This is a genomic window from Curtobacterium sp. MCLR17_055 (genome assembly GCF_003234305.1).
Taxonomy (GTDB): Bacteria; Actinomycetota; Actinomycetes; order Actinomycetales; family Microbacteriaceae; genus Curtobacterium; species Curtobacterium flaccumfaciens.
In genome coordinates, this window is sequence record NZ_QKSX01000025.1 from 1 (window position 1) to 22,866 (window position 22,866).

At 72.4% G+C, this 22,866-nt stretch carries 28 protein-coding genes; 9 read left to right on the plus strand and 19 right to left on the minus strand.

Features of this window, described 5'->3' with window-relative positions:
- Together DEJ09_RS16780 and DEJ09_RS16785 are read right to left on the minus strand one after the other, a co-directional pair.
- On the minus strand, nt 1-861 hold an 861-nt coding region (locus tag DEJ09_RS16780; protein WP_111089322.1), incomplete at its 3' end, for a carbohydrate ABC transporter permease.
- Nucleotides 861-1,733, minus strand: coding sequence for a carbohydrate ABC transporter permease (locus DEJ09_RS16785; RefSeq protein ID WP_250895910.1), 873 nt, complete (start codon nt 1,731-1,733; stop codon nt 861-863). The genes DEJ09_RS16785 and DEJ09_RS16780, both read right to left, overlap by 1 nt.
- Nucleotides 1,734-2,088: 355 nt before the next feature.
- Between DEJ09_RS16785 and DEJ09_RS16790 the strand changes: the two genes are divergently transcribed.
- On the plus strand, nt 2,089-2,961 hold the full coding sequence (locus DEJ09_RS16790) for an inositol monophosphatase (protein WP_111089324.1): 873 nt from the start codon (nt 2,089-2,091) through the stop codon (nt 2,959-2,961).
- Nucleotides 2,962-3,044: 83 nt separating this feature from the next.
- On the opposite strand, the gene DEJ09_RS16795 is transcribed toward DEJ09_RS16790, so the two are convergent.
- The 5 genes from DEJ09_RS16795 to DEJ09_RS16815 all read right to left on the minus strand — a co-directional run bounded on the left by DEJ09_RS16795 (nt 3,045) and on the right by DEJ09_RS16815 (nt 7,780).
- On the minus strand, nt 3,045-4,064 hold the full coding sequence (locus tag DEJ09_RS16795) for a LacI family DNA-binding transcriptional regulator (RefSeq protein ID WP_181433400.1): 1,020 nt from the start codon (nt 4,062-4,064) through the stop codon (nt 3,045-3,047).
- Nucleotides 4,065-4,066: 2 nt separating this feature from the next.
- Nucleotides 4,067-4,717 carry a 2'-5' RNA ligase family protein gene (locus DEJ09_RS16800; protein WP_111089326.1) on the minus strand — a complete coding sequence of 217 codons (651 nt, stop codon included), beginning with the start codon at nt 4,715-4,717 and terminating at the stop codon, nt 4,067-4,069.
- A 168-nt stretch (nt 4,718-4,885) separates the two neighbouring features.
- Entirely contained in the window at nt 4,886-5,905 is a 1,020-nt protein-coding gene (locus DEJ09_RS16805) for a LacI family DNA-binding transcriptional regulator (protein ID WP_111089327.1), read from the minus strand.
- A 132-nt stretch (nt 5,906-6,037) separates the two neighbouring features.
- The gene (locus DEJ09_RS16810; RefSeq protein ID WP_111089328.1) at nt 6,038-7,132 is read right to left on the minus strand and encodes a tyrosine-protein phosphatase; all 1,095 of its coding nucleotides are present in this window, start codon (nt 7,130-7,132) and stop codon (nt 6,038-6,040) included.
- 168 nt (nt 7,133-7,300) lie between these two features.
- Nucleotides 7,301-7,780, minus strand: coding sequence for a trypsin-like serine protease (locus tag DEJ09_RS16815; RefSeq protein WP_375537961.1), 480 nt, complete (start codon nt 7,778-7,780; stop codon nt 7,301-7,303).
- Between the two features lie 267 nt (nt 7,781-8,047).
- On the opposite strand from DEJ09_RS16815, the gene DEJ09_RS16820 reads away from it, so the two are divergent.
- Complete coding sequence (locus DEJ09_RS16820; protein WP_111030210.1) at nt 8,048-8,701, plus strand: helix-turn-helix domain-containing protein; 654 nt, start codon at nt 8,048-8,050, stop codon at nt 8,699-8,701.
- Nucleotides 8,702-8,746: 45 nt separating this feature from the next.
- Here DEJ09_RS16820 and DEJ09_RS16825 read toward each other — a convergent pair whose 3' ends face one another.
- Together DEJ09_RS16825 and DEJ09_RS16830 are read right to left on the minus strand one after the other, a co-directional pair.
- Entirely contained in the window at nt 8,747-9,274 is a 528-nt protein-coding gene (locus tag DEJ09_RS16825) for a hypothetical protein (RefSeq protein WP_111033552.1), read from the minus strand.
- A gap of 129 nt (nt 9,275-9,403) precedes the next feature.
- Complete coding sequence (locus DEJ09_RS16830; protein ID WP_111089330.1) at nt 9,404-9,916, minus strand: hypothetical protein; 513 nt, start codon at nt 9,914-9,916, stop codon at nt 9,404-9,406.
- A 174-nt stretch (nt 9,917-10,090) separates the two neighbouring features.
- Between DEJ09_RS16830 and DEJ09_RS16835 the strand changes: the two genes are divergently transcribed.
- Complete coding sequence (locus DEJ09_RS16835) at nt 10,091-10,420, plus strand: tRNA-dihydrouridine synthase (protein WP_258373940.1); 330 nt, start codon at nt 10,091-10,093, stop codon at nt 10,418-10,420.
- The gene (locus tag DEJ09_RS16840; RefSeq protein WP_111089331.1) at nt 10,420-11,724 is read left to right on the plus strand and encodes a glutathionylspermidine synthase family protein; all 1,305 of its coding nucleotides are present in this window, start codon (nt 10,420-10,422) and stop codon (nt 11,722-11,724) included. Before DEJ09_RS16835 ends, DEJ09_RS16840 begins: the two co-directional genes overlap by 1 nt.
- A 6-nt stretch (nt 11,725-11,730) precedes the next feature.
- Here DEJ09_RS16840 and arr read toward each other — a convergent pair whose 3' ends face one another.
- From arr to DEJ09_RS16870, 6 genes are all read right to left on the minus strand, one after another.
- Complete coding sequence (gene arr / locus DEJ09_RS16845) at nt 11,731-12,153, minus strand: NAD(+)--rifampin ADP-ribosyltransferase (RefSeq protein WP_111089332.1); 423 nt, start codon at nt 12,151-12,153, stop codon at nt 11,731-11,733.
- A 20-nt stretch (nt 12,154-12,173) separates the two neighbouring features.
- On the minus strand, nt 12,174-12,566 hold the full coding sequence (locus DEJ09_RS16850; RefSeq protein WP_111089333.1) for a hypothetical protein: 393 nt from the start codon (nt 12,564-12,566) through the stop codon (nt 12,174-12,176).
- Nucleotides 12,563-13,135: a TetR/AcrR family transcriptional regulator gene (locus DEJ09_RS16855; RefSeq protein WP_111089334.1), complete on the minus strand. Its 573-nt coding sequence runs from the start codon at nt 13,133-13,135 to the stop codon at nt 12,563-12,565. Before DEJ09_RS16855 ends, DEJ09_RS16850 begins: the two co-directional genes overlap by 4 nt.
- Nucleotides 13,128-13,976, minus strand: a complete 849-nt coding sequence (locus DEJ09_RS16860; protein WP_111089335.1) for an alpha/beta fold hydrolase — start codon at nt 13,974-13,976, stop codon at nt 13,128-13,130. Before DEJ09_RS16860 ends, DEJ09_RS16855 begins: the two co-directional genes overlap by 8 nt.
- A gap of 73 nt (nt 13,977-14,049) precedes the next feature.
- A complete protein-coding gene (locus tag DEJ09_RS16865) occupies nt 14,050-14,892 on the minus strand; it encodes an SDR family oxidoreductase (protein ID WP_111089336.1) in 843 nt (280 codons plus the stop codon).
- A 70-nt stretch (nt 14,893-14,962) separates the two neighbouring features.
- Nucleotides 14,963-15,514, minus strand: a complete 552-nt coding sequence (locus tag DEJ09_RS16870) for a cyclophilin-like fold protein (protein ID WP_146245762.1) — start codon at nt 15,512-15,514, stop codon at nt 14,963-14,965.
- Between the two features lie 125 nt (nt 15,515-15,639).
- Here DEJ09_RS16870 and DEJ09_RS16875 point away from each other — a divergent pair, with 125 nt between their 5' ends.
- Nucleotides 15,640-16,839 (plus strand): MFS transporter, encoded by a 1,200-nt coding sequence (locus DEJ09_RS16875; protein ID WP_111089338.1) that lies wholly within the window; start codon nt 15,640-15,642, stop codon nt 16,837-16,839.
- 41 nt (nt 16,840-16,880) lie between these two features.
- On the plus strand, nt 16,881-17,456 hold the full coding sequence (locus DEJ09_RS16880; protein ID WP_111089339.1) for a GrpB family protein: 576 nt from the start codon (nt 16,881-16,883) through the stop codon (nt 17,454-17,456).
- A gap of 24 nt (nt 17,457-17,480) precedes the next feature.
- On the opposite strand, the gene DEJ09_RS16885 is transcribed toward DEJ09_RS16880, so the two are convergent.
- Nucleotides 17,481-18,434 (minus strand): nuclear transport factor 2 family protein, encoded by a 954-nt coding sequence (locus DEJ09_RS16885; RefSeq protein WP_111089340.1) that lies wholly within the window; start codon nt 18,432-18,434, stop codon nt 17,481-17,483.
- A gap of 240 nt (nt 18,435-18,674) precedes the next feature.
- A complete protein-coding gene (locus DEJ09_RS16890) occupies nt 18,675-19,145 on the minus strand; it encodes a MarR family winged helix-turn-helix transcriptional regulator (protein WP_111089341.1) in 471 nt (156 codons plus the stop codon).
- A gap of 63 nt (nt 19,146-19,208) precedes the next feature.
- Here DEJ09_RS16890 and DEJ09_RS16895 point away from each other — a divergent pair, with 63 nt between their 5' ends.
- Together DEJ09_RS16895 and DEJ09_RS16900 are read left to right on the plus strand one after the other, a co-directional pair.
- Nucleotides 19,209-19,736, plus strand: a complete 528-nt coding sequence (locus DEJ09_RS16895; RefSeq protein WP_017885669.1) for a phenolic acid decarboxylase — start codon at nt 19,209-19,211, stop codon at nt 19,734-19,736.
- Between the two features lie 2 nt (nt 19,737-19,738).
- The gene (locus DEJ09_RS16900; RefSeq protein ID WP_111089342.1) at nt 19,739-20,539 is read left to right on the plus strand and encodes an alpha/beta hydrolase; all 801 of its coding nucleotides are present in this window, start codon (nt 19,739-19,741) and stop codon (nt 20,537-20,539) included.
- On the opposite strand, the gene DEJ09_RS16905 is transcribed toward DEJ09_RS16900, so the two are convergent.
- Complete coding sequence (locus DEJ09_RS16905; protein WP_111046907.1) at nt 20,517-20,909, minus strand: arsenate reductase ArsC; 393 nt, start codon at nt 20,907-20,909, stop codon at nt 20,517-20,519. The two genes, DEJ09_RS16900 and DEJ09_RS16905, sit on opposite strands and share 23 nt — an antisense overlap.
- A gap of 14 nt (nt 20,910-20,923) precedes the next feature.
- On the minus strand, nt 20,924-22,147 hold the full coding sequence (gene chrA, locus DEJ09_RS16910) for a chromate efflux transporter (protein ID WP_111089343.1): 1,224 nt from the start codon (nt 22,145-22,147) through the stop codon (nt 20,924-20,926).
- A gap of 45 nt (nt 22,148-22,192) precedes the next feature.
- On the opposite strand from chrA, the gene DEJ09_RS16915 reads away from it, so the two are divergent.
- Nucleotides 22,193-22,861 carry an ArsR family transcriptional regulator gene (locus tag DEJ09_RS16915; RefSeq protein ID WP_071405292.1) on the plus strand — a complete coding sequence of 223 codons (669 nt, stop codon included), beginning with the start codon at nt 22,193-22,195 and terminating at the stop codon, nt 22,859-22,861.
- The last annotated feature ends 5 nt before the right edge of the window (nt 22,862-22,866 follow it).

Genomic DNA, 22,866 nt, shown 5'->3' on the forward strand with positions numbered 1-22,866 from the left:
CTCCCCGTCCTGGTCCTCGTCCTCGTCGCCCAGCGGTTCCTCCCCGGCGGTGAGGCCGCCGGCGAGGAACCGCTGGGCGACGAGGACGAGGACCAGGACGGGGAGGGTCACCATGGCGGCGCCGGCGAGGACCACGCCGATGTCGGCAGCCTCGGCGTCGGACAGCTGGGCGATGCCGACCTGCACGGTGCGGTGCTCCGGCGAGTTGGTGACGAGGAGCGGCCAGAAGAACCCGTTCCAGGCGGCCGTCGCGCTCACCAGGGTGACCGAGACGAGCGTCGGGCGGGTGAGCGGCAGGAGCATGGACCGGATGAACCGGAAGTGTCCGGCGCCGTCGAGCACCGCGGCTTCGCGCAGCTCGTCCGGGAAGCTCAGGAACGCCTGGCGGAACAGGAAGATCGTCAGCGCCGAGGCCACGAACGGCAGGAAGACGACCAGGAGCGTGTCGATGAGGTGCCACGACGAGACGGTCAGGTAGTTCGCGATCAGGGTCGTCTCGCCGGGGATCATCATGCTGGCGAGCAGGACGAGGAACAGGGCACGGGCGCCCCGGAGTCGACAGAACACCAGTGCGTAGGCGGTGATGATGCCGATGCCGACCTGCAGCACCGTCTGGGCGAGGGTGACGACGACGCTGTTCAGGAACTGCTGCCCGAGCGGGACGACTTGCGTGGCCCGGACGATGTTGTCGAGCGTCAGGTGGATCGGCACCAGACCGGCGAGGCCCTGGTCCAGGTACCGGGTCGGGGTGAGCGCGCCCTCGAACACGTAGTAGAGCGGGAAGCAGACGACGACGACCGCGATGACGAGCCAGGCGTAGACGAAGACGCTCCGGAGCCGGCGTGCGGTGACGGGGCGCATCAGTAGTTCACCCGCTTCTCGAGCACGCCGAACTGCACCATCGACAGCCCGAGGACCAGCAGGAACAGGACGACCCCGAGCGCGGCGGCGAGGCCGAAGTTCGCGCTGCCGGACCCGAAGGCCTGCTGGTAGATCGCGTAGACGAGGGTCTTCGAGGAGTCGGCCGGACCGCCGCCCGTGAGGATCTGGATCTGCCCGAAGGTCGTCAGTGCCTCGACGGTGCCGGTCACGACGACGAAGAAGAGCGTCGGCGTGACGAGCGGCAGGGAGATCGACCAGAGCGTCCGCACGGGCCCGGCGCCGTCCAGGTGCGCCGCCTCGATGACGTCCTGGTCGATGGCGCCGAACGCTCCGAGCAGGAGCAGCACGGTGAACCCGAGCGACCCCCAGATCGTCACGACGATGACGCTCGCCAGGGCCCACTGCGTGCTCGTCAGGAACGGCACGGGCGCGCCGCCGAACTGGGTGATCACCGTGTTCAGCAGCCCGTTGCCGGGTGCGAGCATCGCCGCGAACGCGACGGACCCCGCTGACACGGACACGACCATGGGTGCCGTCAGGAGTGCGCGGAAGACCGGCAGGCCGCGGAGCTTCACGGTCAGGGGGATCACGACGAGCAGACCGAACACGATGCGGCCGACGACCACGCCGACGCAGAAGACCGCGGTGGTCAGCATCGTCCGTCCGAACGCGGGGTCGGTGAACGTGCGGACGTAGTTCTGCAGCCCCACCGAGCCCGCCGGCTGACCGAAGATGTCCGTGCCCTGGGTGCTGAGGACCAGGACGCGGCCGAGCGGGTAGAAGACGAAGACCGCGAACGCGAGCAGCGCCGGAGCGAGGAGCACCAGACCGAGCCGGCGGTCCGAGCGCAACGAGGACCGCGTCGTCTGGGTCGCCCGGGGTGGACGCGGCGACTGCGGGGACCGCGGCGACCCTGCGGTACGCGGGGGACCGGCGACCAGGCCGGACCTGACGGGGACCGTCATGGGGCGGACTCCTCCGAGTAGGGAACGTTCCCTAACCGGGAACGACTCCACTGTGCGGCGGGGGTCGGAGACCGGTCAAGGCACGTCGGCCACCCGCCGTCACCCGTTCACGCCGCGTTCAACCCCTCCGCCGATCGGGTGCCGACGTTCACCGCCGCACGCCGCGCGTTCACCTCGGGTTCGGCCCGTCGACCGGCGTGGTTCGCCGTCCAGGGGCCTCGACGTCGTAGAACCGGGGACCATGCGAACCGTTCCTGCTCCCCAGACACTCCGGGCGATCGCCGAGGAGGCCGCGCGCACTGTCGCGCCCGACCTGCTCGCCGTGTTCCGCGCCCCGATGACGATCAGCACGAAGCGCGATGCGCACGACGTGGTGACCCTGCACGACCGCGCGGCGGAAGAGGCGATCACGGCGGTGCTCTCCGCCGCCGTGCCGGGTTCCGTCGTGCTCGGCGAAGAAGGCGGCACCACCGGCGGCAGCGACACCACCGGCACCGCCGGGGGCGTCGGCAGCACCGCGGACCCCGTGGTGCGGTGGATCGTGGACCCGATCGACGGCACCGCGAACTTCGCCCGCGGACTCGCGTACTGGTGCATCTCGATCGCGGCCGAGGTCGACGGCGAGGTCGTCGCCGGTGTGGTGTTCGACCCGGTCGCCGACCACGTGTTCGCGGCGGACGACGACGGCGCCTGGCTCGACGGCGCCCCGATGCACTCGTCGTCGGGGCCCGACGACGCCGCGACCGTGCTGACGAGCTTCCCGGTGCAGCAGGACCTCGACCTGCTCGGCGAGGCCGCGGCGTTCGACCTGCTCCGGGACCTGACGCTCCGGTACCGCCACCACCACAGCCTCGGCAGCGGCGCCCTCAACCTGGTGCACGTCGCCGCCGGGTGGTCGGACGTGACGATGGGCTTCGCCACGCACCCGTGGGACGTCGCCGCCGGGGCACTGGTGCTCGAGCGCGCCGGCGGGTGGTTCCGGGGCTTCCGTCGGGGCGAAGCCGTCGACCGCGCCCACCTGGCCGACGACTACGTCGCCGCCGGCGCCGGGGGATCGCATGCCGAGCTGGTGCGCCGGGTGCAGGAGCTGTCGGCCACGACCGCCACCGACTGAGCCGCTGACCGGGCCGCCAGCCGGCCCGCCGACTGAGGCACGGACCGGGCCGCCGACCGATTCGACGTGGGCGTCGCGAGCGGTCAGCCGAGCGTGTGCTCGGCGACCGCCCTCGCGGTGGACCCACGCGGCAGCAGGTGCGTCGGGAGCACCTCGTGCCGGTCGCCGCGACGACCCCGGAGCCGCTCGACCACGAGCTCGACCGCCCGCGCGCCCATCCGGACGCGGGGCTGGTCGACACTCGTCAGGTCGAGCCGTTCGCCGAGACCGGTGCCGTCGAACCCGGTCACCGCCGCCATCCGGGGGAGCGCGAGTCCCGCGCCGTCGGCGATCGCCACGAGCCGCGCTGCGGTCGCGTCGTTCGTCCCGACGAAGGCCGTCACCCCGTCACCGAGGTGCCGGGCCATCCGCGCCGGGTCGGTCGCCAGGGCCTCGACGTCGTCGACGCGGTGGTCGCCCGGTGCGCCGAGCTGTGCGGTGACCGCGGCGTGCGCGACGGCACGCCGTGTCGTCGAGGGATGGTCGGACTCCGCCACGAAGCACGTGCGCCGGTGCCCGAGTGCGGCGAGGTGGAGCACCAGCGCGCGCATGCCCGATTCCTCGTCGGCGCGCACGGTGTCGAGTCCGAGGCCGGCGAGCGCCGACCCGCTCGACCCGAGGACCGCGACCGGCAGGTCGCGCGCGACCGCAGCGAGCCGTGCCGGGGCGAGCCGACTGCTCAGGACCGCGACCCCGAGGACACCGTCGGCCGATCCGTGGGAGGCGTGCAGGGCCTCCAGGCCGTCGGCCAGCCGGGCAGGGTCACGGAACCCGTCCACGACCCGGAGCGCGAACCCCAGGGTCTGCGCGGTCGCGCGTGCGCTCCGGAGCGCTTCGTCGTGGAACGGGTTCGCGGCTTCGGTGACGACCACCCCGAGTACGAGCGGCGCGCCCTGCGCGCGTCGCCTGGCGAGCGAACCGACCGGGAGGCCCAGCTCGTCCGCCGTCCGCACCGCGAGTTCCCGACGTGGCCGGGACACACCGTCGTCGCCCCGCAGGGCGAGTGACACGAGCGATCGCGAGATGGCGCACCGCTCGGCGACGTCGCGGAGGGTCGCGGCCACGGTCAGGCGAGCTTCCAGGTGTGGACGTGCTCCCACGTCATCGTCTGCCACCAGCGACCGGACCAGTCCGGGCTCGCGGTGCGGTAGAGCACGACGGTGTCGCCGCGGAACCCGGTCGGCACGTCGACGTCGAGCTCGCGGATGAACGCGCCGACCTCGTCGTGCAGGTCCGGCCGGCCGTACAGGTCGTGCGAGGCGAGGGAGAGGTGCGCGCGGTACTGCTCCGGGTCGTAGTCGTTCGCCAGCGGGACCTGCATCGGCTGCCGGAACGGTGCGACCACGGCCTCGATGTCGGCGGCGAGCCGGACGAAGTCGTCGTTGTGCGAGCCGTCCGGTCGGGTCGCGACGTCGTAGACGAACCCGATGCCCTGTTCACGGACGCCGGCGTTGTGGACGTCGAACGCCGGTCGGCTGTCGAGCAGCGCTGTGACCGCCGCGACGACCTGGTCCTCGTGGCTGCCGAACGGCTGGCTGCCGACGAGCGTCGCGTGCGGCGGGAAGGCACCGGCCGACAGCAGGCCGTACTGCGCGCGGAGCTGGTCGGTGACGACCGTGACGGCCCGGCAGGTGCGGGCGTCCGGGCGCAGGTAGATGCCGTGGCGGTAGGGGTCGCTCGGGTCGCGCGGCAGCTTGGCGGTGACGTTCTGGGGCATGAGTCCGTCCGTGGTCGTTCGATGGGGAACGTTCCCGATCGTCGGGAACGTTCCCCATGATCGACCGGACGGGCTCGGATCTCACCCGTCGGTCCGTGACGGAACGGTGAACGATGGGTGTCGGCGGCGCGGGGCCGGCCGTTCTCGTCGGTGCGCTCCGCCCGGCGCTCAGACGCGGGCGGCGGTCCGGCCCGGTACCAGGGTGCCGTCGACCGCGTTGTGGGTGACGCCCGTCGAACGGCCGTCGATCTGGTCGACGACGTCGTCGACGGACAGACGACCGATCAGGCCGAGCGGCTGTCGCCACGAGGTGATGCCGAGCAGCTCGGTGGCGAGTGGGGCGACGCCGTCGTAGCCCGTGACCGACAGGTCGTCCGGTGCACGGAGGCCGCGGCGGCGCATCGACTCGAGCACGCCGACGGCCCAGCGGTCGCTCGGTGCCATGATCGCCGTGACACCTCCGGCCCGCAGGACCTGCTCGACGAACGAGTCGAGGTCCTCGGGGTCTGCTCCGTGGTCCTCGGAGCGGATCCGGAGCACCTCGGCGCCGCGTGCACGCAGGCGGCGCACCATCGCGTCGGTGCGTGCCGACTGCGTCAGTGACCCGGACGGTGTGACCGTCAGCACGGCGACGCGTCGGTGTCCGAGGTCGGCGACGTGGTCGGCGAGCCCGCGTCCGCCGCCGCGCTCATCGCAGTACGCGCTGCTCACTGCATCGTTCGTCTCGGGGCGCCCGGAGACCACGGTCGGGATGCGCCGGGCGAACGGCAGGACGTCGGCGATCGGCAGGGCGCCGCTGCAGACGATGAGCCCCTCGACGCGCAGGGAGACCAGGGTCTCGAGCGCCCGGCGTTCCTCGCTGACCGGGAACGACCCCGCACCCGTGGCGGTGACGACGCGGTACCCGCGCGCCGCGGCCTGCAGCTGGAACGCGGTCAGCAGGTGTCCGTAGAACGGGGTGGAGGCGTCGCGGACGAACACCCCGAGCGTGTGCGTGCGGTGTGCCGACATGCCGCGGGCGTTCGCGTTCGCGACGTAGCCGAGGTCGAGCGCCGCCCGCTTGACCCGCTCGGTCGTCGACGGCGCCACGCCGTACGCGCCGGCGAGGGCGCGGGAGACGACCGACTTCGACACACCGGCCAGGGCGGCGACGTCGTGGATTGTCGGGACGGCGGGGTGTCCGGTCACCGCGGGCGCCGTTGTCTGGAGGACTGCACGAGTGTCACGGTAGCCGGAGGGACGCCCGGACCGGGCGCCGGTGGTGGTGAACAGTTGGTCACGCCGACCGCCCGGCGCGGGCCGCGGGCGGTCGGCGTTGGGCTAGCGGTGCCGCACCGTCAGGCGGTACTCCTTCTTCGTGGTGCCGTCCTGGGCGGTGACCGTGATGCGTGCCGTCCGGCCGGACACGTGCACAGCGGCGGCCGCGTTCGGGTTCGTCGTGTGCACGTGGACGTCGGCGACGCGCAGCGTCCGGACCGGGGCGGTCACGGTCGCACCGTGCGACGAGGCAGCGGCGGGCAGGTGGACACGCACGCCGGCGACCGCGATCGAGGACACGGTGGGGTCGTTCGACACCAGGAAACGCTCGCGCAGGGCGGCAGCCTCGTGCTTGGTCACGCCGATCGTGTCGGTCAGGTAGGAGCCCATGCCGCCGTACTCGGTCGCGATGTCCTGCTCGAAGGTGCCCTGCAGCAGCTGCGGGGTCGCCCAGGTCACCCCGAGCTGCGTGTTCGAGAGCAGGTAGTCGCGCAGGATGTCCGCGCTGTCCACGCCGAGGACCCGGTCGAGCAGGTCCACCACGGTGCCGGTGCGGTCCATGCCGTGCGAGCAGTGGATCAGCACCGTGCCGCTGGTGTGCGTGGCGAGGATCCGGAGCACCCGGCGGTACGCGGTGATCATCGACCCGGGTGTCGCCTGGTCGACCCGGCCCTTGTCGACCAGGTCGTGGTACATCGCGGTGTCGTCGCTGTAGTCGCCGTCCGCGCCGAACATGGAGATGTCGACGTGGCGCGCACCCGGGATCGCGACGTCCGGCTTCGCGGCGATCTGGGACGGGGTGCGCAGGTCGACGACGAGGTCGACGTGGTACTCGTCGGCCAGGGACGTGGCCCCGGCGGCGGTGATCTTGTCGAGTGACTCGGAGCGGATCAGGCGCGGGGCGTTCACGGTCTGACCAGACCGGCCGTGGACCGCGGCGAGCTCACGGCCGTTGACCAGCCCGGGGACGTCGGTGATCGGGTGGTCGGCGGCGGTGAAGGCCGGCTGCAGGGTGTCGTCGGCGTGGGCTGCCGTGACGGAGAACGCGGCGGAGGCGACGACGGCCAAGCCGGCGAGGGCGGTCGCTGCGACGCGGGTGGTGCGCGGCGAACGGGTGAGTGGGGAGTGGGTGAGTGGGGAGCGGCGGAGCGGGGACACGGGGCAACCTCGATCTGATCAGGACCCGGGGGTCGTGGGGAGCCGGACGTGGTGGCGTCCGGCTCCCCGCAGGATCGCGGCGCGGGTCGTCGGCGGTGTGGCGGCGAGGTGGCCGGGGCGTGTCCGGGTCATGAGGCAGCGCTCAGTCGCCCACCAGCGGCCAGCGGCTCAGGACGCCGGGGCCAGCCGGTACCGGAACAGCTCGGTGAGGACCTGCTGGGCGGGCGTGTAGAGCAGCACCGTCGAACCCGTCGAACCCGTCGAACCCGTCGAACCCGTCGAACCCGTCGTGCTCGTCGCGCCCGTCGCCGCCCTCGTCGTGCTGCTCGAGATGATCCCGTACAGCCGGTTCCCGGAGCTGACCACCGGTCCGCCCGAGTCGCCTGCTCGAAGTGACCTCGGCGATGTGCTTGTTGAACAGGCCGCGCGGCTTGCCCGGTGCGTCGTAGTAGACGATGACCAGGGCGCCGGGCTTCCCGGTCCCGGCGAAGGTGATGCCGGTGAAGCTCTTCCGGTCGGGCCCGCCGTGGGTCTTCGCGGTGAACGCCACGGCCGCAGCCCGGGTCGAGGTGTGTGTGGCGTGCGTCGTGTGGGAGATCGTGGCAGCTCCGGCCTGCGCGGGGACCAGGACGCCTGCGGCGAGCGCACCGCCGAGGGTGACGCACGTCGCGAGCACGGTCAGTCGGCGGACCGACGGGGAGCGGTGGGTGGACGGGGTCGAACGCATGGGGACTCCTCGCTTCGTGGGGGGACGGGCCGGGGTGGCCCGGTGTGCGTGAACGCTAACAACGCGCTAGACGATCGTCTAGCGAAATCTTGAAGCTGAGGGGATCAGAGGCATTACGCCCGGTGCGACCGCTGCCGACTCCTGGTCAGACGTTCGTATGATGAACCAAGACCCGACCGAGGAGTGCGATGAACCAGCGGCAGCAGGCGAAGACCCGGACCCGCGAGCAGATCATCGAGGCTGCGGCGGCGGTGTTCGCGAGCCACGGCTACGCGGGGACCTCGTTCGCACGGGTCGCCGCCGCGATGGACCGCCCGAAGTCGGCGATCGGATACCACGTGTTCTCGTCCAAGCACGAACTCGCCTTCGCGGTCATCGAACGGCAGCAGGCGCGCTGGGCGGCGATCGACTCGCTGATCCGGCAGCCTGAGGGGCTCGAACACCTGCTCGTCATGCTCACGTCCGCCTGTTCCGACGCCATACGGTGTCCGGTGGCTGCCGGGGCGATCCGCCTGAGTCACGAACTCCGCGGTGCGGGGGAGGTGATCCCACGGGTCTTCACGTGGGACGACTACGTCCGTCGGCACCTGTCGGCTTCGAGCGGTGGCACCGGACCGGCCACCGACCCCGAGTGGGCACGTGCGGCGGACCTCGTGCTGACGTCGACCTTCGGGGTGATGTGGGCCCGGACGAGCGCCCGGCTGACGCGGGACACCGAGGGGCAGCTCCGGGATCTGTGGGCGGCGCTGTTCACCGGGCTCGGTCTGCCGGGTGTGCACGCGTTGCTCGAGCAGGTGGAGCCCGTGCGCGTGGGCGGGCACCCGGCCGAGCCCGAGGACTGAACCCGGCGGGCGTGGCATCCCTGCCGTCCCGCCGGGGTGCCTGGCCTACTTCTTCTGCTCGGAGCCGTCCGGGTTCACGACGTACCAGACGCCCTTGTCGCCCTGACCCGTCACGTCACCGGCCTTCTTGTCCCCGATGAAGGTGTAGATCGGTCGGCCGTCGATCGTGATCTGACGTCCACCGTCCACGCCCGTGATGGTGCCGACCTTGCCGGTGATGCCGGACACCTTCGGTGTCGCCGTCGTCGCCTCGATCGCGGGCCACGCGGTCGCGCAGCCACCGGTGCAGGTGCTCTTGCCGGAGTCCTTGACGTCGGCGTCGAAGTAGTAGGCGGTCATGCCCTTGCCGTCGACGACCACCTTGCCGAGTGTCGTCGCGGCGACGGTCACGTCGACCGAGGGTGACGAGTCGGTCGTCGCGGGAGCGTCGCCCTGCGCGGCGGGGGACGGAGAGGGTGATGGCGCTGCGGATCCGGCCGTGGAGCAGCCGGCGAGGCCGAGGGTCAGGAGCAGTGCGGCCCCGAGTGCGATGGACGCGGGTCGGGATGACGGGGTGCGGTGGGGTGTCGACACGGGGGCTCCTCGAGGTCAGGTCTCGCCGCTGACTGCTGGCCAGACGTTCGTCTAGCGAACGTAACCGCAGGGCGGCACGGGAGCCAGCACCCTGCGCGCCCTCTCATCGTGCCGGCCGTGGATCGGTGGTCAGTGCTCGGTGTGCTCGACGAGGTGAATGCCCTCGACGCGGCCGAGGACGTCCAGTGACGCGGGGTCGATCAGGCGGGCGCTCCAGGACGCCCGGTCGGCTCCACGGGGCAGCTCGGGCAGCGCCGCGGTGAAGGCGAACCGGCCGGTCGAGCCGACGGCGCTGCTGCCCGGCTCGATCTCCGCGACGCGCTCGTTCCCGGAGTCGTCCCCGGGGCTGCCGTAGTGGACGACGACGACGGCACCGGGGGTGCCCAGTCCGGCGAACCGCACTCTGACGACTCCGCTGGTGCCGACCGTCCGTGGTGGGCGGATCGCGAACCGGTGTGCGCCACTCGTCACGGTCGGCGCCCCGAGTGCGGCGCCGAGTGCGCCGGATGCGCCGAGGCCGATCGTCTCGGGGCCCGGCGTGGTCGGTGACGGCGCGGGCAGGGCGATGGCGACGGCGAGCGCAGCGATCCCCACGGCGAGGATGATCGGAGACGCCCGGACCCGATCGGTGCTCCGCGGCATGGTCGGCCCTTCGTGGACGGTGTGCGGCAGGCGCCGCCACCACACACGCTACCGGTTCGCCAGACGATCGTCTGCGCTGACCAACGTGCCGACGCGGACACCGGTCCGTGGTGAGCGGTACTGTTCCCCTTCGTGAGTGTTCGTCGCCGTGCTTCCCGTGTCGTCTCTATCGGGGTGGTCGCAGCCCTGGCAGCGTCGTTGACCGGGTGCGGCGAGGGCGCCGGCGTCGACAGTGACTACGCGAAGATCTGCCGCGACAACGCGACCGAGAAGCGGTTGCCGGACGACGACTGCAACAACCACGGCGGGCACGCCGGCTGGTACTTCCTGCCGCTCTTCGCCAACCGTGCCACGAGGGTCCCCGGCGTCGGGGAGGCGGTCTCCGGCGGCACGAGCGCCCTGCCCGCCGGGAAGACCGCGAAGGCTGGCGTCTCGTCCCGCGGGAGCTCGGTCACCAAGGGCGGCTTCGGCGGAGCCGGCGGACACGGTGGGTTCGGCGGCTGATGGAGCGCATCGAGTTCCCCGAGCGTCCGGACTGGCGGCGCCGGATCCAGCAGACCGGGTTGATCTACTCGCGGTCCGTCCGCGACGACGGCACGCCCGTCGAGTACTGGAACGACACCGCCGCGTACGTCTTCACGCTGCCGGAGGTCGAGGCGCTCGAGCGGCAGACCGAGGAACTGCACTGGATGTGCCTCGAAGCCGCCCGGTACCTCGCCACCGGCGCCCTCGGCACGCTGGGCCTGACGCGAGCCGGGTTCGACCTCGCCGCGTGGTCGCTCGAGCACGATGAGCCCGACCTGTACGCGCGGTTCGACCTGGCCTACGCCGGAGACGGTTCACCCGCCAAGATGCTCGAGTACAACGGGGACACCCCGACCGGGTTGATCGAGGCATCGGTCACGCAGTGGCACTGGATGCAGGACCGGCTCGCCACCGGCGAACTGTCCGCCGAGACCGACCAGTGGAACGGCATCCACGAGGCGATGGTGGCGCGCTGGCGGACACTGCTGCACGAGTCCCTGCGCGCCGAGGACGGTGGCCGACTGTTCGTGGCGCACTCCGACCTCGACACGGCGGGCGAGGACTGGGACACGGTGGCCTACATGCGCGACCTGGCGGGGGAGGCCGGGTGGGAGCACACCGGCATCGAGATGAAGGACATCGGCTGGCACGCGACGGCCCGCCAGTTCGTCGGCGACCAGGAGCCGGTCGGTTCGTCGCGGAGCGTGTTCACGCTGCCCGGGGACGCTCCGGGGACCCAGTACCCGGTGATCCGCAACCTCTTCAAGCTGTACCCGTGGGAGGACCTCGTCTCCGGGGACGACCGGGCGCAGGGCGACGAGGAGTTCGGCGCCTTCCTGGTCAGCGACCGCGGGCGGCTCGGCCGCTGGTACGAGCCGGCGTGGAAGATGTTCCTGTCGAACAAGCTGCTGCTCGTCGCGCTCTGGCGCTTGTTCCCGGGTCACCCGAACCTGCTGCCGGCCTTCGCGGACGGTCCGAACGGCATGCGCGACTTCGTCGTGAAGCCCGTGTTCGGGCGTGAGGGCGACGGCATCGCGGTGCACCGATCCGACGGTTCGGTCACGACGAACGGTCGCGAGTACCGGCGCCCCGGCACCGGGGCCGAACGGGTGTGGCAGCAGTACCACGAGCTCCCGGACTTCCCGGGGTCGAACGGGCACAACCACCCGGTGCTCGGGTCGTGGGTCGTGGGCGGCGAGTCCTTCGGAGTCGGCATCCGCGAGTCCGACGGGCCGATCACGGACTACTGGTGCCGGTTCGCCCCGAACATCATCGCGGCCTGACGTCGGTCAGTTGACGATCTCGCCGCGTTCCTCGGGCGGGAGCGCGATGAGCCGTTCCCGCCACTGGCGCAACATCTCCGGGGTGAGCCGTGTCCATCCGGTCTCCTCGCCGACCACGCGGAGCGGGAGGGCACTGCGGTACGACCGGCTCGGGTTGCCGGGGAACTTCTTGTCGGTCACGTTGGGGTCGTCCTCGAACGGACCGGTCGGCTCGACGCGGTACACACGCGGCTCGCGGTCGCCGGGCACGAGCTCGGCCGCGAGTTCGGCCGCGAGCCCTGCTCCGTCGCGGGTCGCCGTGAAGTAGACGTGGTTCATCACGACGTCGGGGCGGTAGTTCGAGCGGAAGCCGGGGGAGAGGAACTCCCCGGGCCGCAGGGCTGCCACGGTGCCGTGCCAGAACGGACCGGTCTCGTCTGCTGCTGCCATGGCGTCAGCCTACGAACGGCTCAGCGCCCGCGTCCGACCAGCGCGCGCCACCGCGGCTGTTCCGAGACGACGACGGCGACGCACAGGACGGTGACGACGATCGCGACCGCCATCGGCCACAGGGCCCAGGCCGCCGCGACCGCCCCCACGAGGTGCGCGATGACCGACGCGATGGTGACCGCTCCCGGTGCCGCGACCGGCGGGTCGCCGCCGGGGCGGTCACCCGGGGTCCCGAACACCGCCGGCGGCACGATGAGGGCCAGCACGGCGGCGACCGCGAGCACCGGTGAGTGGGGCCAGAGCGCCCAGGGCACGGCCACCCAGGCGACGAGCTCCGCCAGGAACCGCAGGCCGCCGCGGAGCGGGTCATGACCGACGGGCCTCGACGGGCGCGCCGCCGTGGTGACGGTCACCGTGTCGTCGCGGCACGGAAGCCGCGATCCAGGAAGTCGACCATCCACGCAGCACTCGCATCGACCTCCGTGTCCATCTGGAACCCGCCCGACGCCTCGATCGTCGCGAACCCGTGCAGGACGCTGCGGAGCACCCGGAGCGCGTGGACCTCGTCGGCCGGGTCGAGCGGGTAGTCGTGGAGCGCCGCGGCGAAGGACGCCAGGGTGCGACCGAGTGCGACCGCCAGGGGGTCATCGGCACCGGTCGGCCGGACGCCGACGGCCGCCTGGTACCGCGCCGGGTGCTCCCGGACGCTCCGGCGCACGGTCTGCACCGCCGCCTCGAGCGCACTCCGACCGCTGCGCCCCTGCATGGCGTCGCGGAGTGCGTCACCGAGCTCGTTCGCGCCGAGGATCGCGATCCTGCGGGTGAGGTCGCCGAGTCCGTCGACGTGCTTGTACAGCGACGGTGCCTTCACCCCGAGGCGGTCGGCGACGAGGCTCATGCTCAGCTGGGCGAGGCCGATCTCGTCGGCCAGCGTCGCCGCGGCCTCGGTGACGGTTGCCGGGTCGAGCCCCGCCCTAGGCAACGGGACCTGCGACGGGCAGCGTGCGGGCGAGGAACGGCAGCAGCAGGGCGAGGAGCGCTGCCGGCGTCTCGGTGTGGGGGTAATGGCCGGCGCCGTCGATCACGGCGAGTTCGCCGAGGCCGTCCGGCAGGTCGGCGAGGATCCGCTCACCCTCGGCGCGGGGCACGGCCCAGTCTGGATCGGCGCTGCCCTCGACGACCAGCACGGGGCACCGGACGGCACCCAGCTGCTCGCCGGCGTCGGCGGGCGACGTGCGGGTCATGGCGCGGAGGACCGCCATCCGCTCCGGTCGCCGCAGGGTCGTCTCGATCCGGCTGCGCTCCGTCGCCCAGTCGGCGGGCTTGGCGGGGACCGCGATGTCGAGGTACGCGAGCCAGCCGGGCAGGCTGCCGCTCGTCATGACCCGCGCGAGCTGGACGGTGCCGGCGCGGTGTCGGCGGTTGCGCAGGAGTCCGCCCAGGTCGACGGACTGCTTGCGCGTGAACGGCGCCAGTTCGACGATGCCCGCGACCAGGTCCGGTGCGGTGGCTGCGGCGATGGTCGCCGCGCCCCCGCTGATGGACTGCCCGACGACCACGGCCGGGCCACCGAGGTGGCGGGCCACGGCGACGAGGTCACGTGCGATGTGGGTGCGCTGGTAGCTGTCCCACCCGGTGCTCGAGTCGCCGCAGCCGCGGAGGTCGACGTTCGCCACCCGGTAGCCGGCCGCGACGAGCTCCGGTACGACGAAACGGTAGGCGTGCCGGCTGTCGCCCATGCCGTGGGCGAGGACCACGAGCGGGCCTGTTCCGGAGAGGTCGTAGGCGATCGTGCCGCCCTCGGTATCCAGGTGTTCGAGCATGACGTGGCTCCTTCGGCTACGGGTAGTAACTCAGAGGCTAATACCCGTAGCCAAGGTTGGCAAGGGGCAGTCGTCACGCATCCAGGTCGAGCGTCGTCGACAGCTCGGGGAACGCCTGCGCCTGGTCGACGAGCTGCTGTCCCTTCTGCACGATCCCCGCCACGCTGTCCGCGCCGGCGGCGAACCGCAGCGGCGGCTCGGGCATCGCGATCAGCGTCAGCAGCACCTGCGCGAGCTTCGCGGGGTCGCCGGACTGGTTGCCCCGCATGCCGCGGAAGAACTCCTTCGACCCGGCCGAGAGCGGGGCGTAGTCGTCGATCGCGACGTCGCCCCAGAAGGTCGAGTCGCCCTCGGCCAGCAGGTCGGTGCGGAAGAAGCCGGGCTCGATCACGGTGGTGTGGATGCCGAAGGGCGCCACCTCGTCGTGCAGGGCCTCCATCCAGCCCTCGAGCGCGAACTTCGACGCCGAGTAGGCGCTCCCACCGGCGCCGGCGACGATGCCCGCGGTGGAGCTGATGCTGACGACGTGCCCGGAGCGCTGCCGTCGCATGACCGGGAGCACGGCGCGCGTCACCGCGAGCGCCCCGAAGAAGTTCGTCTCCATCTGCGCGCGGAACTGCTCGGCCGAGATCTCCTCGAAGTACCCGGCCTGGAAGCTCCCGGCGTTGTTCACCAGGACGTCGACGCCGCCGAAGTGTTCGGTCGCGGCGTCGACTGCGGCTCGGACCGACTCGGGGTCGGTCACGTCGAGCGCGACGGTGAGCAGGCGCTCGTGGTCGCCGAGGACTGCGCGGACCCGCTCGGGGTCGCGTCCGGTCGCCACGACCCGGTGCCCGGCGTCGAGGGCGGCTCGGGCGAAGTCGGTGCCCATCCCGCGGCTCGTGCCGGTGATGAGGAAGGTGCTGGTTCCGGTCATGGGGTGTGGTTCCTGTTCGGTGGAAGGGACGCGAGGCGAGGCAGGGACGCGGGGAAGGGGCGGACGCCCGTCAGCCGCGCACTCGGATGGTGGCGGCGCCGGACGGCAGGTCGCGCACCGCTCCGACGTCGTCGACGGTGCCGATCGGCACGATCCCCGGGAAGCTACCGACGTCCGTGTAGTACAGGACGATCGACTGGTCGGGCACGTAGTACGCGATGGTGCCCGCCGGCGCATCGCTCGTGCTCGGGGCGCCGGTGGTGTCGAGCGGCGCGGGGAGCCGGGCGATCTGCTCCTGCCCGCCGTAGTCGGCGAAGGTCAGCCTCGCCGGCAGCCGGGCGGCCAGCGCGCGCGCCGTCGCACTGCCCGTCAACCGGCCGGTCAGGGTCTCGCCGTCGAACTCGATGGTGATGTGCACGGGCTGGGCCTCCGTCGGGGTGGTGATCGTGGGAGCTGCAGTCGCTGCCGCCGACGCCGGCGCCGACGCCGGCGGCTCCGCGCGGTCGACGCCGCTGCACCCGGCGAGCGCCCCCACCACCAGCGCGACGACCGGAGCCAGCGCGAGCGGACCCAGCGCGACGTGCGGACCCACGGCGGGACGGCGTCTGGTGCGGACGGGCATCGGGGCTCCCTCTGTTCGTGGACACCACCATCGAAGCCCCACCACCACCCGCCCAGTGAGGCTCCGGCGAAACGGGGTCCAGCCGAACCTCCCTCTGCGCCGGACGATGCCCCTACCGTCGGTCCGTGACCACGACGACCTCCGACCTCCCCACGACCGACCGGGCCACCGACGGTCGACTGCCCTGGTTCCCGCTCGCCCTGCTCGCCGCGATCGGGTTCCTCCTGGTCGCCATGGAGACGATGCCGGCCGGGCTGCTGCCCGCGATCGCCGATGGCATGGGCACGAGCGAGGGCACGGTCGGCCTGTTCGTCAGCGCGTACGCGATGGGGACGGTCATCGCCACGGTCCCGGCGATCGCCCTGACCCGCGGGTTCCGCCGCAAGCCGCTCATCGTCGCCGCCATCGCCGTGCTCCTCGTCGCGAACACCCTGACCGCGTTCGCGCCGAACGTCGCGGTCGCGCTGGTCACCCGGTTCGTCGCCGGCGCGATGTCGGGGACGATCTGGGGCATGTTCGCCACCTACGCCCGGCGGATCAGCCCGGCCCGCTTCGCCGGGGTGTCGCTCGCGATCGTCTCGACGGGCGCGCCGGTGGGGTTCGCGCTGGGCACCCCGCTCGGGTCCTTCATCGGCAACGCCCTTGGCTGGCGGTCGTCGTTCATCGGGCTGAGCCTGGTCGGCGTGGTGGTCCTGGCGCTGATCGCGCTGTTCGTGCCGGACGCCCCGGGGCAGACGAGCGCCGCGAAGCTGTCCGTCGTGCAGGTGTTCCGGATCCGCGGCATCGCGGTCATCCTCGCGGTGATCGCGACGTGGATGGTGGCGCACAACACGATCTACACGTACATCTCGCCGTACCTGCGGGCGACCGGTACCGACCTGAGCGCCGGGCTGGTGCTGCTCGTCTACGGGACCGCCGCGATCCTCGGCGTCGTCGTGACGGGCGCGCTGCTCGACCGGCACCCCCGACCCCTGCTGCACGGCAGCGTCGGCCTGTTCGTCCTGGCCGGGGTGGTGCTGCTCGTCGGCCACACGTCGCCGGTCGCGGTCCTGGTGGCCGCGGGCCTGTGGGGCATCGGCTTCGGCGGTTCCTCCACGCAGCTGCAGGCCGCCCTGACGACCGCCGGCGGCGAGGACGCCGACGTCGCGAGCGCGTTCCTGCCGGTCGCGTTCAACATCGCGATCTTCGCGGCCGGCCTGTTCGGGGCCGCCCTGCTGACGGCCTTCGACGGGCTGGTGCTCGCCGTGGTGATGATCGTGTCCGGGGCGGTCGCGGCGCTCCTCACCGTCATCGGTCGCGGATCGGCGTTCCCCGCGGAGCTCTGACGCGATCGACGACGGCGACCACGGGCTGCGATCATGTCCGGGTGCAGCACGACGAGGACCACCCCCGCCCGGACGTCACGACCGTCGACATCATCGGCGGCCCGGAGCCGGTCACCGTGACCCTGCACCCCGCCGACAGCGCGTGGGCTGCGGTCTTCGCCGACCACCGGCGACGCATCCTGGAGGCCCTCCCCGGCTCCGGCACGGACGCTCCGGTCGTCGAGCACATCGGCTCCACGGCCGTCCCCGGCCTGGCAGCGAAACCCATCGTCGACATCGTGGTCGTCGTCGCCGACATCACCGCCGAGGCCACGTACCTCGACCAGCTCCTCGCCGCCGGGTACGAGCTGCGCGTCCGCGAGCCGGGCCACCGCCTGGTCCGGACGCCGGCCCGCGACGTCCACGTGCACGTCTACGAGCGGGGTGCGACGGCGGTCGACGAGTACCTGCTCCTCCGTGACCACCTGCGCGCCGACGCCGACGACCGGGCGCTGTACGAACGGACGAAGCGGGAGCTGCTCGACCGGAGCTGGGACGACATGAACGCCTACGCCGAGGCGAAGACTGCCGTCATCACCGCGATCAAGGAGCGGGCGCGACGGAGCCGCGCGTCCTGAGACGCGCGGCTCCGGGGTCGAGCCTCAGCTCGTCGGGACGACGTCCCAGTGCTCGCGGATCAGGTTGTCGTCGACCCGGAACAGGTCGGCCGCGCCGAACGGGGCGTCGGCCTTCGCCCCGACCGGCTTCGAGAACGTCCACACCAGGTCGCCGTCGGCGAGCGAGATGACGGACTCCTGCTTCGGCAGGCTCTGCGCGGCGCTGCCGGCGAAGAACTGCTTGAGCGCGGCCGTGCCGTTCGCGGCGACCGAGTTGTGCTGCAGGTACGCCGGGTCGAACTTCTCGTCCAGCACGGACACGTCGTGGTCGCGGAACAGCCGGTTGTACGCCGTCACGGCGAGCACCCGGTTGTGCTCCTCCTGCCGCTCGGTCAGGTGACGGTCACGCTTCGCGGCGGGGTACAGGTCGCTGAACATGCTGTTCGTGTTGCCGCTGGCCGGGGTCCCCGTCGGGACCGTCTGGCGGAGTGCCCACCACTCGCTGATGCGCCCGTCGCGCATGCGGAACAGGTCGACGGCGGCGTCACCGGTGCGTTCGTCCTTCGGCTTCGCGGTGATCTGCCAGTGCACGGCCACCAGGTCCGCGTCACCGGCGATGTGCTTGATCACGGCGTGGGCGCCGGGCACCCGGGAGCGGTCGGCGGTGAACTCGGCGAGCAACGCGGACGGACCCGAGGCGCTCGTCGCACCGTGCGCGACGGCACCGGTCGCGACGGCGGTCCGTGCAGCCGCACGGGCCTTCGCGGACGCGGGGGACCGGAACGCGCACCGGAACAGGTGCCGGACCGTGGCCTCGTTGCGCTGCTCGGCGCGACGGTCGAGCCGCGAGACCGCCGTGCCACCCGAGGTCGTCCGCGCCGCACGGTCCACCGTGTGGTGCGAGGAGGTGGTGGTGGTGTCGGAGGTGGAGGTGTGGAGGGGTGCCGCCACGGCCGGACCGGCCACGAGCGACACGGCGATGGCGACCGGAGCTGCCACCGCACACGCCTTGGCGATGATGGGGAGAAGTGATGTCGTCTGCACGGCAGAACGATGGAACCGGTCCCTGGGGGCCGCCGCGCGCCCTGGAGCCGCCGCGCGCTGCGACCGTGACCGGCTTCTCAGTCCCGGTGCGCGCCTCCAGGGTGGCCTGTGCACGCGCTGCCAGGGTGACCCGTTCTCGCTGGTGATCGACGAGCCGGACCTGTGCGACGGCTCACGCGCACTGTCAGCCGATCCCTACGCTCCGGGCTCGTCGATGGCCAGACGGAGCTCGGCGAGCACGGGCAGCGCGGCGCGCAGCGCGTCGACCCCGTCCGGGCCCAGGCGTTCGAGCGCGCCGACCAGGACGTGCTCGGCCGAGGCGTCGTAGACCCGGAGCCGCTCGGACGCGAGCTCGGTCAGGGCGATCTCGGTGCTGCGGCCGTCACCGGTGGCGAGCCGCCGGTGGACGAGCCCGCCGCGTTCCATCGCGGTGACGAGGTTGCTGACCGTGGAGCGGGCGAGGCCGAGGGACCGGCCGAGCGCCGTCGGCGTGAGCCATCCGGCCTCGTCGAGTCGTCGCAGGACCTCGATCTGGGCGTCGGGCAGTTCCGGCAGTGCACCGTCACGGCGTGATGCGTTCAGCAGGGTGCGGCGGAACGGGCCGACCTGGTCGCTGAGCCGCCGGGCGATGTCCCGGAGTCCTGCGGTGCCGTGCTCGCTGCCCATGTCCTCAGCTTAGGTCCTCGAAAAAGGTTTGCAACAAAACTATGTTTGGCGCAGGATGGGTGCATGACGATCACCACCTCAGTCGCACAGCCCGTCCCGTCGCAGGACCTCTCCGGCATCGTCGGACACCGGTTCATCTACACGTACGCCAACGGCTGGCAGTACGAGATGTACGTCAAGAACGCCACCACCATCGACTACCGCATCCACTCCGGCATGGTCGGCGGTCGCTGGGTCAAGGACCAGCAGGTCGACCTCGTGGTGCTCACCGCCGGCGTCTACAAGGTGTCGTGGAACGAGCCGACCGGCACGAGCGTCGTCGTGACCGTGGTGCCGGGGGAGCGCGTGCTGCACGGCACGATCTTCTTCCCGCACTGGGTCGAGGAGGACGGCAGCAAGACCGTGCTGTTCCAGAACGACCACCTGGACCGGATGCGCGAGTACCGCGACGCCGGCCCCACCTACCCGATCTACGTCGTCCCCGAGTTCGCCCACATCACCCTCTTCGAGTTCGTCGGCCAGGATGACGAGACCGTCGTCGACACTGCGCCCGCCGACCTGCCGGCCGGGTTCGCCGACCGGAGCAACTGAGCATGACCGCGAAACGTCCGCTGGAGCGTGCCCTGACGAGCATCCGGCTCGAGCACCGGGGCGGGGCGCTCCGGGGGTGGGAGTACCGCCCGGCGTCGGCACCCTCGGCTGCCGGTGGCTCGGTGCTGTTCGTGCACGGGTTCGGTGACTCGTCGATCGGTCCGCGCCAGCTCTTCGTGCAGGCCGCGACCGCCCTGACCGACACCGGTCTGACGGTCCGCTCCTACGACCGTCTCGGGCACGGCACGAGCGACGGACGGTTCGCGGACATCTCGATCGGCGACGAGGTCGAGCAGGTCGTCACGATGATCCGGGCGTTCTCGGACGACCAGGGGGCACCGATCGACGTCGTCGCCCACAGCCTGGGCGCCGTCGAGTCGGCGATGGCGGCGGCGAGGGTCCCCGACCTGGTCCGGAGCCTGACCCTGTGGTCGCCGGCCGGGGTCGTGGTCGACGACATCGCCGTGCACGACACCATCCAGGGGCAGCCGCTCGCACCCGTCCGTGACCGCGGCTGGTTCGACTTCGGTGGGACCGCCCTCGGGCGCGGGTTCGTCGACGAGGTCCGGGACGGACTCGACGTCTACGCCCAGGCACGCGGGTACGACGGGCCGGTCGACGTGCTGCACGGCACCGCCGACGAGATCGTCCCGGTCGAGTACGGCCGGCGCTACGGCGAACTGCTCAGCGGGGCGACGTTCACCGCGGTCGAGGGTGCGGACCACGTCTGGTCGTCGGTCCCGTGGCGCGAGCAGCTCGTCGACCGCCTGCTCGACCGCGTCAGGGAGCGGTCCGGGCGATGAGGTCCTGCACCCGCGCGCGCACGTCGTCGCGGATCGGCCGGACGGCGTCCAGGTCGAGCCCCGCGGGGTCCGTGAGCTCCCAGTCCTCGTAGCGCTTGCCCGGGAACACCGGGCAGGCGTCCCCGCACCCCATCGTGATGACGACGTCGGCGGCACGGACGGCATCGGTGCTGAGCAGGGCCGGCTGCTCGCTCCGGATGTCGATGCCCTCCTCGAGCATCGCTGCGACGACCACGGGGTTGAGCTGGTCGGCCGGTTCGGAGCCGGCGCTCCGGACGTCGACGCGGCCACCCGCCAGGTGCTGCAGGAAGCCGGCGGCCATCTGGGAACGGCCGGCGTTGTGGACGCAGACGAACAGGACGGTGGGCATGCGGAGTGCTCCGATCAGAGGACGACGGCGCCGAGCAGGCCGGCTCCGATGACGACGGCCCACGGGGGAGCGGACCAGCGGGTGAGGGCGGTGAAGGCGGCCACGGCGAGCGCCAGTGCGGGTGCCGAGCGGACCCCCTCGGTGATGACCGGGTCCCAGAGTGCCGCGGCGAGGATCCCGACGACCCCCGCGTTCACGCCGGCCAGCACGCGCCGGGCCCACGGCAGGGCGCGGAGCACGTGCCAGAACGGCAGGGCGCCGATGACCAGGAGCGCCGCCGGCAGGAAGATCGCGACGAGTGCCACCGCCGCGCCGAGGAGCCCGCTCGGACTGCCGTCTGCGACGGCGCCGAGGTACGCAGCGAAGGTGAAGAGCGGCCCGGGCACGGCCTGCGCGGCGCCGTACCCGGCCAGGAAGTCCGCGTGGCCCACCAGGTGCGTGGCCACGGTCTGTGACTCGAGCAGCGGCAGGACGACGTGGCCGCCGCCGAAGACGAGCGAGCCCGCCTGCGCGAAGACCCCGAACAGGCGAACGGCCCCGGTGCCGCTCGCGGCGACGGGTGCCGCGACGAGCAGGGCGGCGAACGCGACGAGCGCCGACACGGCGACCCAGCGGGGGAGGCGCACGGCGACCTCGGCGCCGGCGATGTCCTCGGTGTCTCCGACGTCCTCGACCGAGTCGACCACCCGACCGAGCCACAGCACGCCGACCACACCGCACACCGCGATGACCGCGACCTGCGCTGCCGGGCCGGGGACGAGCAGCACCACGATCGCGGCGGCGGCCGCGATGGTCGCCCGACGGCGGTCCGGTGTGAGCGAGCGCGCCATGCCGAGCACCGCCTGCGCCACCACCGCGGCTGCGGCGGCCTGCAGCCCGAGCAGCCACCCGGCGCCGGCCAGGTCGGGCGTGCCGGACACCAGCAGGGCGAACGCGACGAGCAGCACCGCGGACGGCAGGGTGAACCCGCACCACGCCGCGAGGAGCCCGAGCAGTCCGGCGCGCTGCAGCCCGAGTGCCATCCCGACCTGGCTCGACGCCGGTCCGGGCAGGAACTGGCACAGCGCGACGAGGTCGGCGTAGGCGTCGTCCCGCAGCCAGCGGCGACGCACCACGAAGGCTTCACGGAAGTACCCGAGGTGTGCGACCGGCCCGCCGAACGAGGTCAGCCCGAGCCGCAGGAACACCAGGAACACCGATGCCGCGGACGACCGCAGGGGCTCGGGGCTCGTCGTCACCCGCTCATCTTGACGACGGCAGATGGTTCAGTCAACATTGAACCGATGAACACCAGGCGGCAGGACCTCGAGCGGCGTGCGGCGCAGCACGCGGCCCTCGGAGACGTCGCCCGCCTGGCGATCGTCGACCTGCTCGCCGCGTCTGACGCCAGCCCGAGCGAGGTGCGGGCCGCCCTCGGGATCTCCGGGCCGCTCCTGGCGCACCACCTGCGCGTCCTCGAGCAGGCCGGTCTGGTCACGCGACGCCGCTCCGACGGCGACGGTCGCCGCAGCTACTTGCACCTCGAACCGAGCGGCGTCCCGCACGGTTCGGCGGCGGTGCCCGGCCCGGTGTCCCGCGTGCTGTTCGTCTGCACCGGCAACTCCGCGCGCTCCCCGCTGGCCGCGGGCGTCTGGGCGCAGGTCAGCGAGATCGGCTCGCTGTCGGGCGGGACGCGTCCCGCGGCCGCCATCGCCCCCGGGGCGGTCGCCGTCGGGGAACGCCACGGCCTGGACCTCGGCCGCCACGTCCCGCGTGCCTTCCGCGACCTCGTCGCCGACGGCGACCTGGTCGTCACGGTCTGCGACCGTGCGCACGAGTCGATCGACGACGGCGACAGCCTGCACTGGTCGCTGCCGAACCCCTCGCGCGTCGGCACGCCGGACGCGTACGAGGCCACCTACGCGGACCTCCGGTCCCGCGCCACCGCGCTCGCTGCGCGCCTCGCCGCCTGACGCGG

What these genes read in the sequence shown, in the direction of transcription:
- DEJ09_RS16905 (WP_111046907.1), bottom strand. Translation starts at nt 20,909, where the DNA reads ATGCCCACCGTCCTGTTCGTCTGCGTCCACAACGCCGGCCGTTCCCAG.
- DEJ09_RS16900 (WP_111089342.1), top strand. Translation starts at nt 19,739, where the DNA reads ATGACCGCGAAACGTCCGCTGGAGCGTGCCCTGACGAGCATCCGGCTC.
- DEJ09_RS16820 (WP_111030210.1), top strand. Translation starts at nt 8,048, where the DNA reads ATGAACCAGCGGCAGCAGGCGAAGACCCGGACCCGCGAGCAGATCATC.
- arr (WP_111089332.1), bottom strand. Translation starts at nt 12,153, where the DNA reads ATGGCAGCAGCAGACGAGACCGGTCCGTTCTGGCACGGCACCGTGGCA.
- DEJ09_RS16915 (WP_071405292.1), top strand. Translation starts at nt 22,193, where the DNA reads ATGAACACCAGGCGGCAGGACCTCGAGCGGCGTGCGGCGCAGCACGCG.
- DEJ09_RS16895 (WP_017885669.1), top strand. Translation starts at nt 19,209, where the DNA reads ATGACGATCACCACCTCAGTCGCACAGCCCGTCCCGTCGCAGGACCTC.
- DEJ09_RS16790 (WP_111089324.1), top strand. Translation starts at nt 2,089, where the DNA reads ATGCGAACCGTTCCTGCTCCCCAGACACTCCGGGCGATCGCCGAGGAG.
- DEJ09_RS16865 (WP_111089336.1), bottom strand. Translation starts at nt 14,892, where the DNA reads ATGACCGGAACCAGCACCTTCCTCATCACCGGCACGAGCCGCGGGATG.
- DEJ09_RS16800 (WP_111089326.1), bottom strand. Translation starts at nt 4,717, where the DNA reads ATGCCCCAGAACGTCACCGCCAAGCTGCCGCGCGACCCGAGCGACCCC.
- DEJ09_RS16860 (WP_111089335.1), bottom strand. Translation starts at nt 13,976, where the DNA reads ATGCTCGAACACCTGGATACCGAGGGCGGCACGATCGCCTACGACCTC.
- DEJ09_RS16890 (WP_111089341.1), bottom strand. Translation starts at nt 19,145, where the DNA reads ATGGGCAGCGAGCACGGCACCGCAGGACTCCGGGACATCGCCCGGCGG.
- DEJ09_RS16840 (WP_111089331.1), top strand. Translation starts at nt 10,420, where the DNA reads ATGGAGCGCATCGAGTTCCCCGAGCGTCCGGACTGGCGGCGCCGGATC.
- DEJ09_RS16830 (WP_111089330.1), bottom strand. Translation starts at nt 9,916, where the DNA reads ATGCCGCGGAGCACCGATCGGGTCCGGGCGTCTCCGATCATCCTCGCC.
- DEJ09_RS16870 (WP_146245762.1), bottom strand. Translation starts at nt 15,514, where the DNA reads ATGCCCGTCCGCACCAGACGCCGTCCCGCCGTGGGTCCGCACGTCGCG.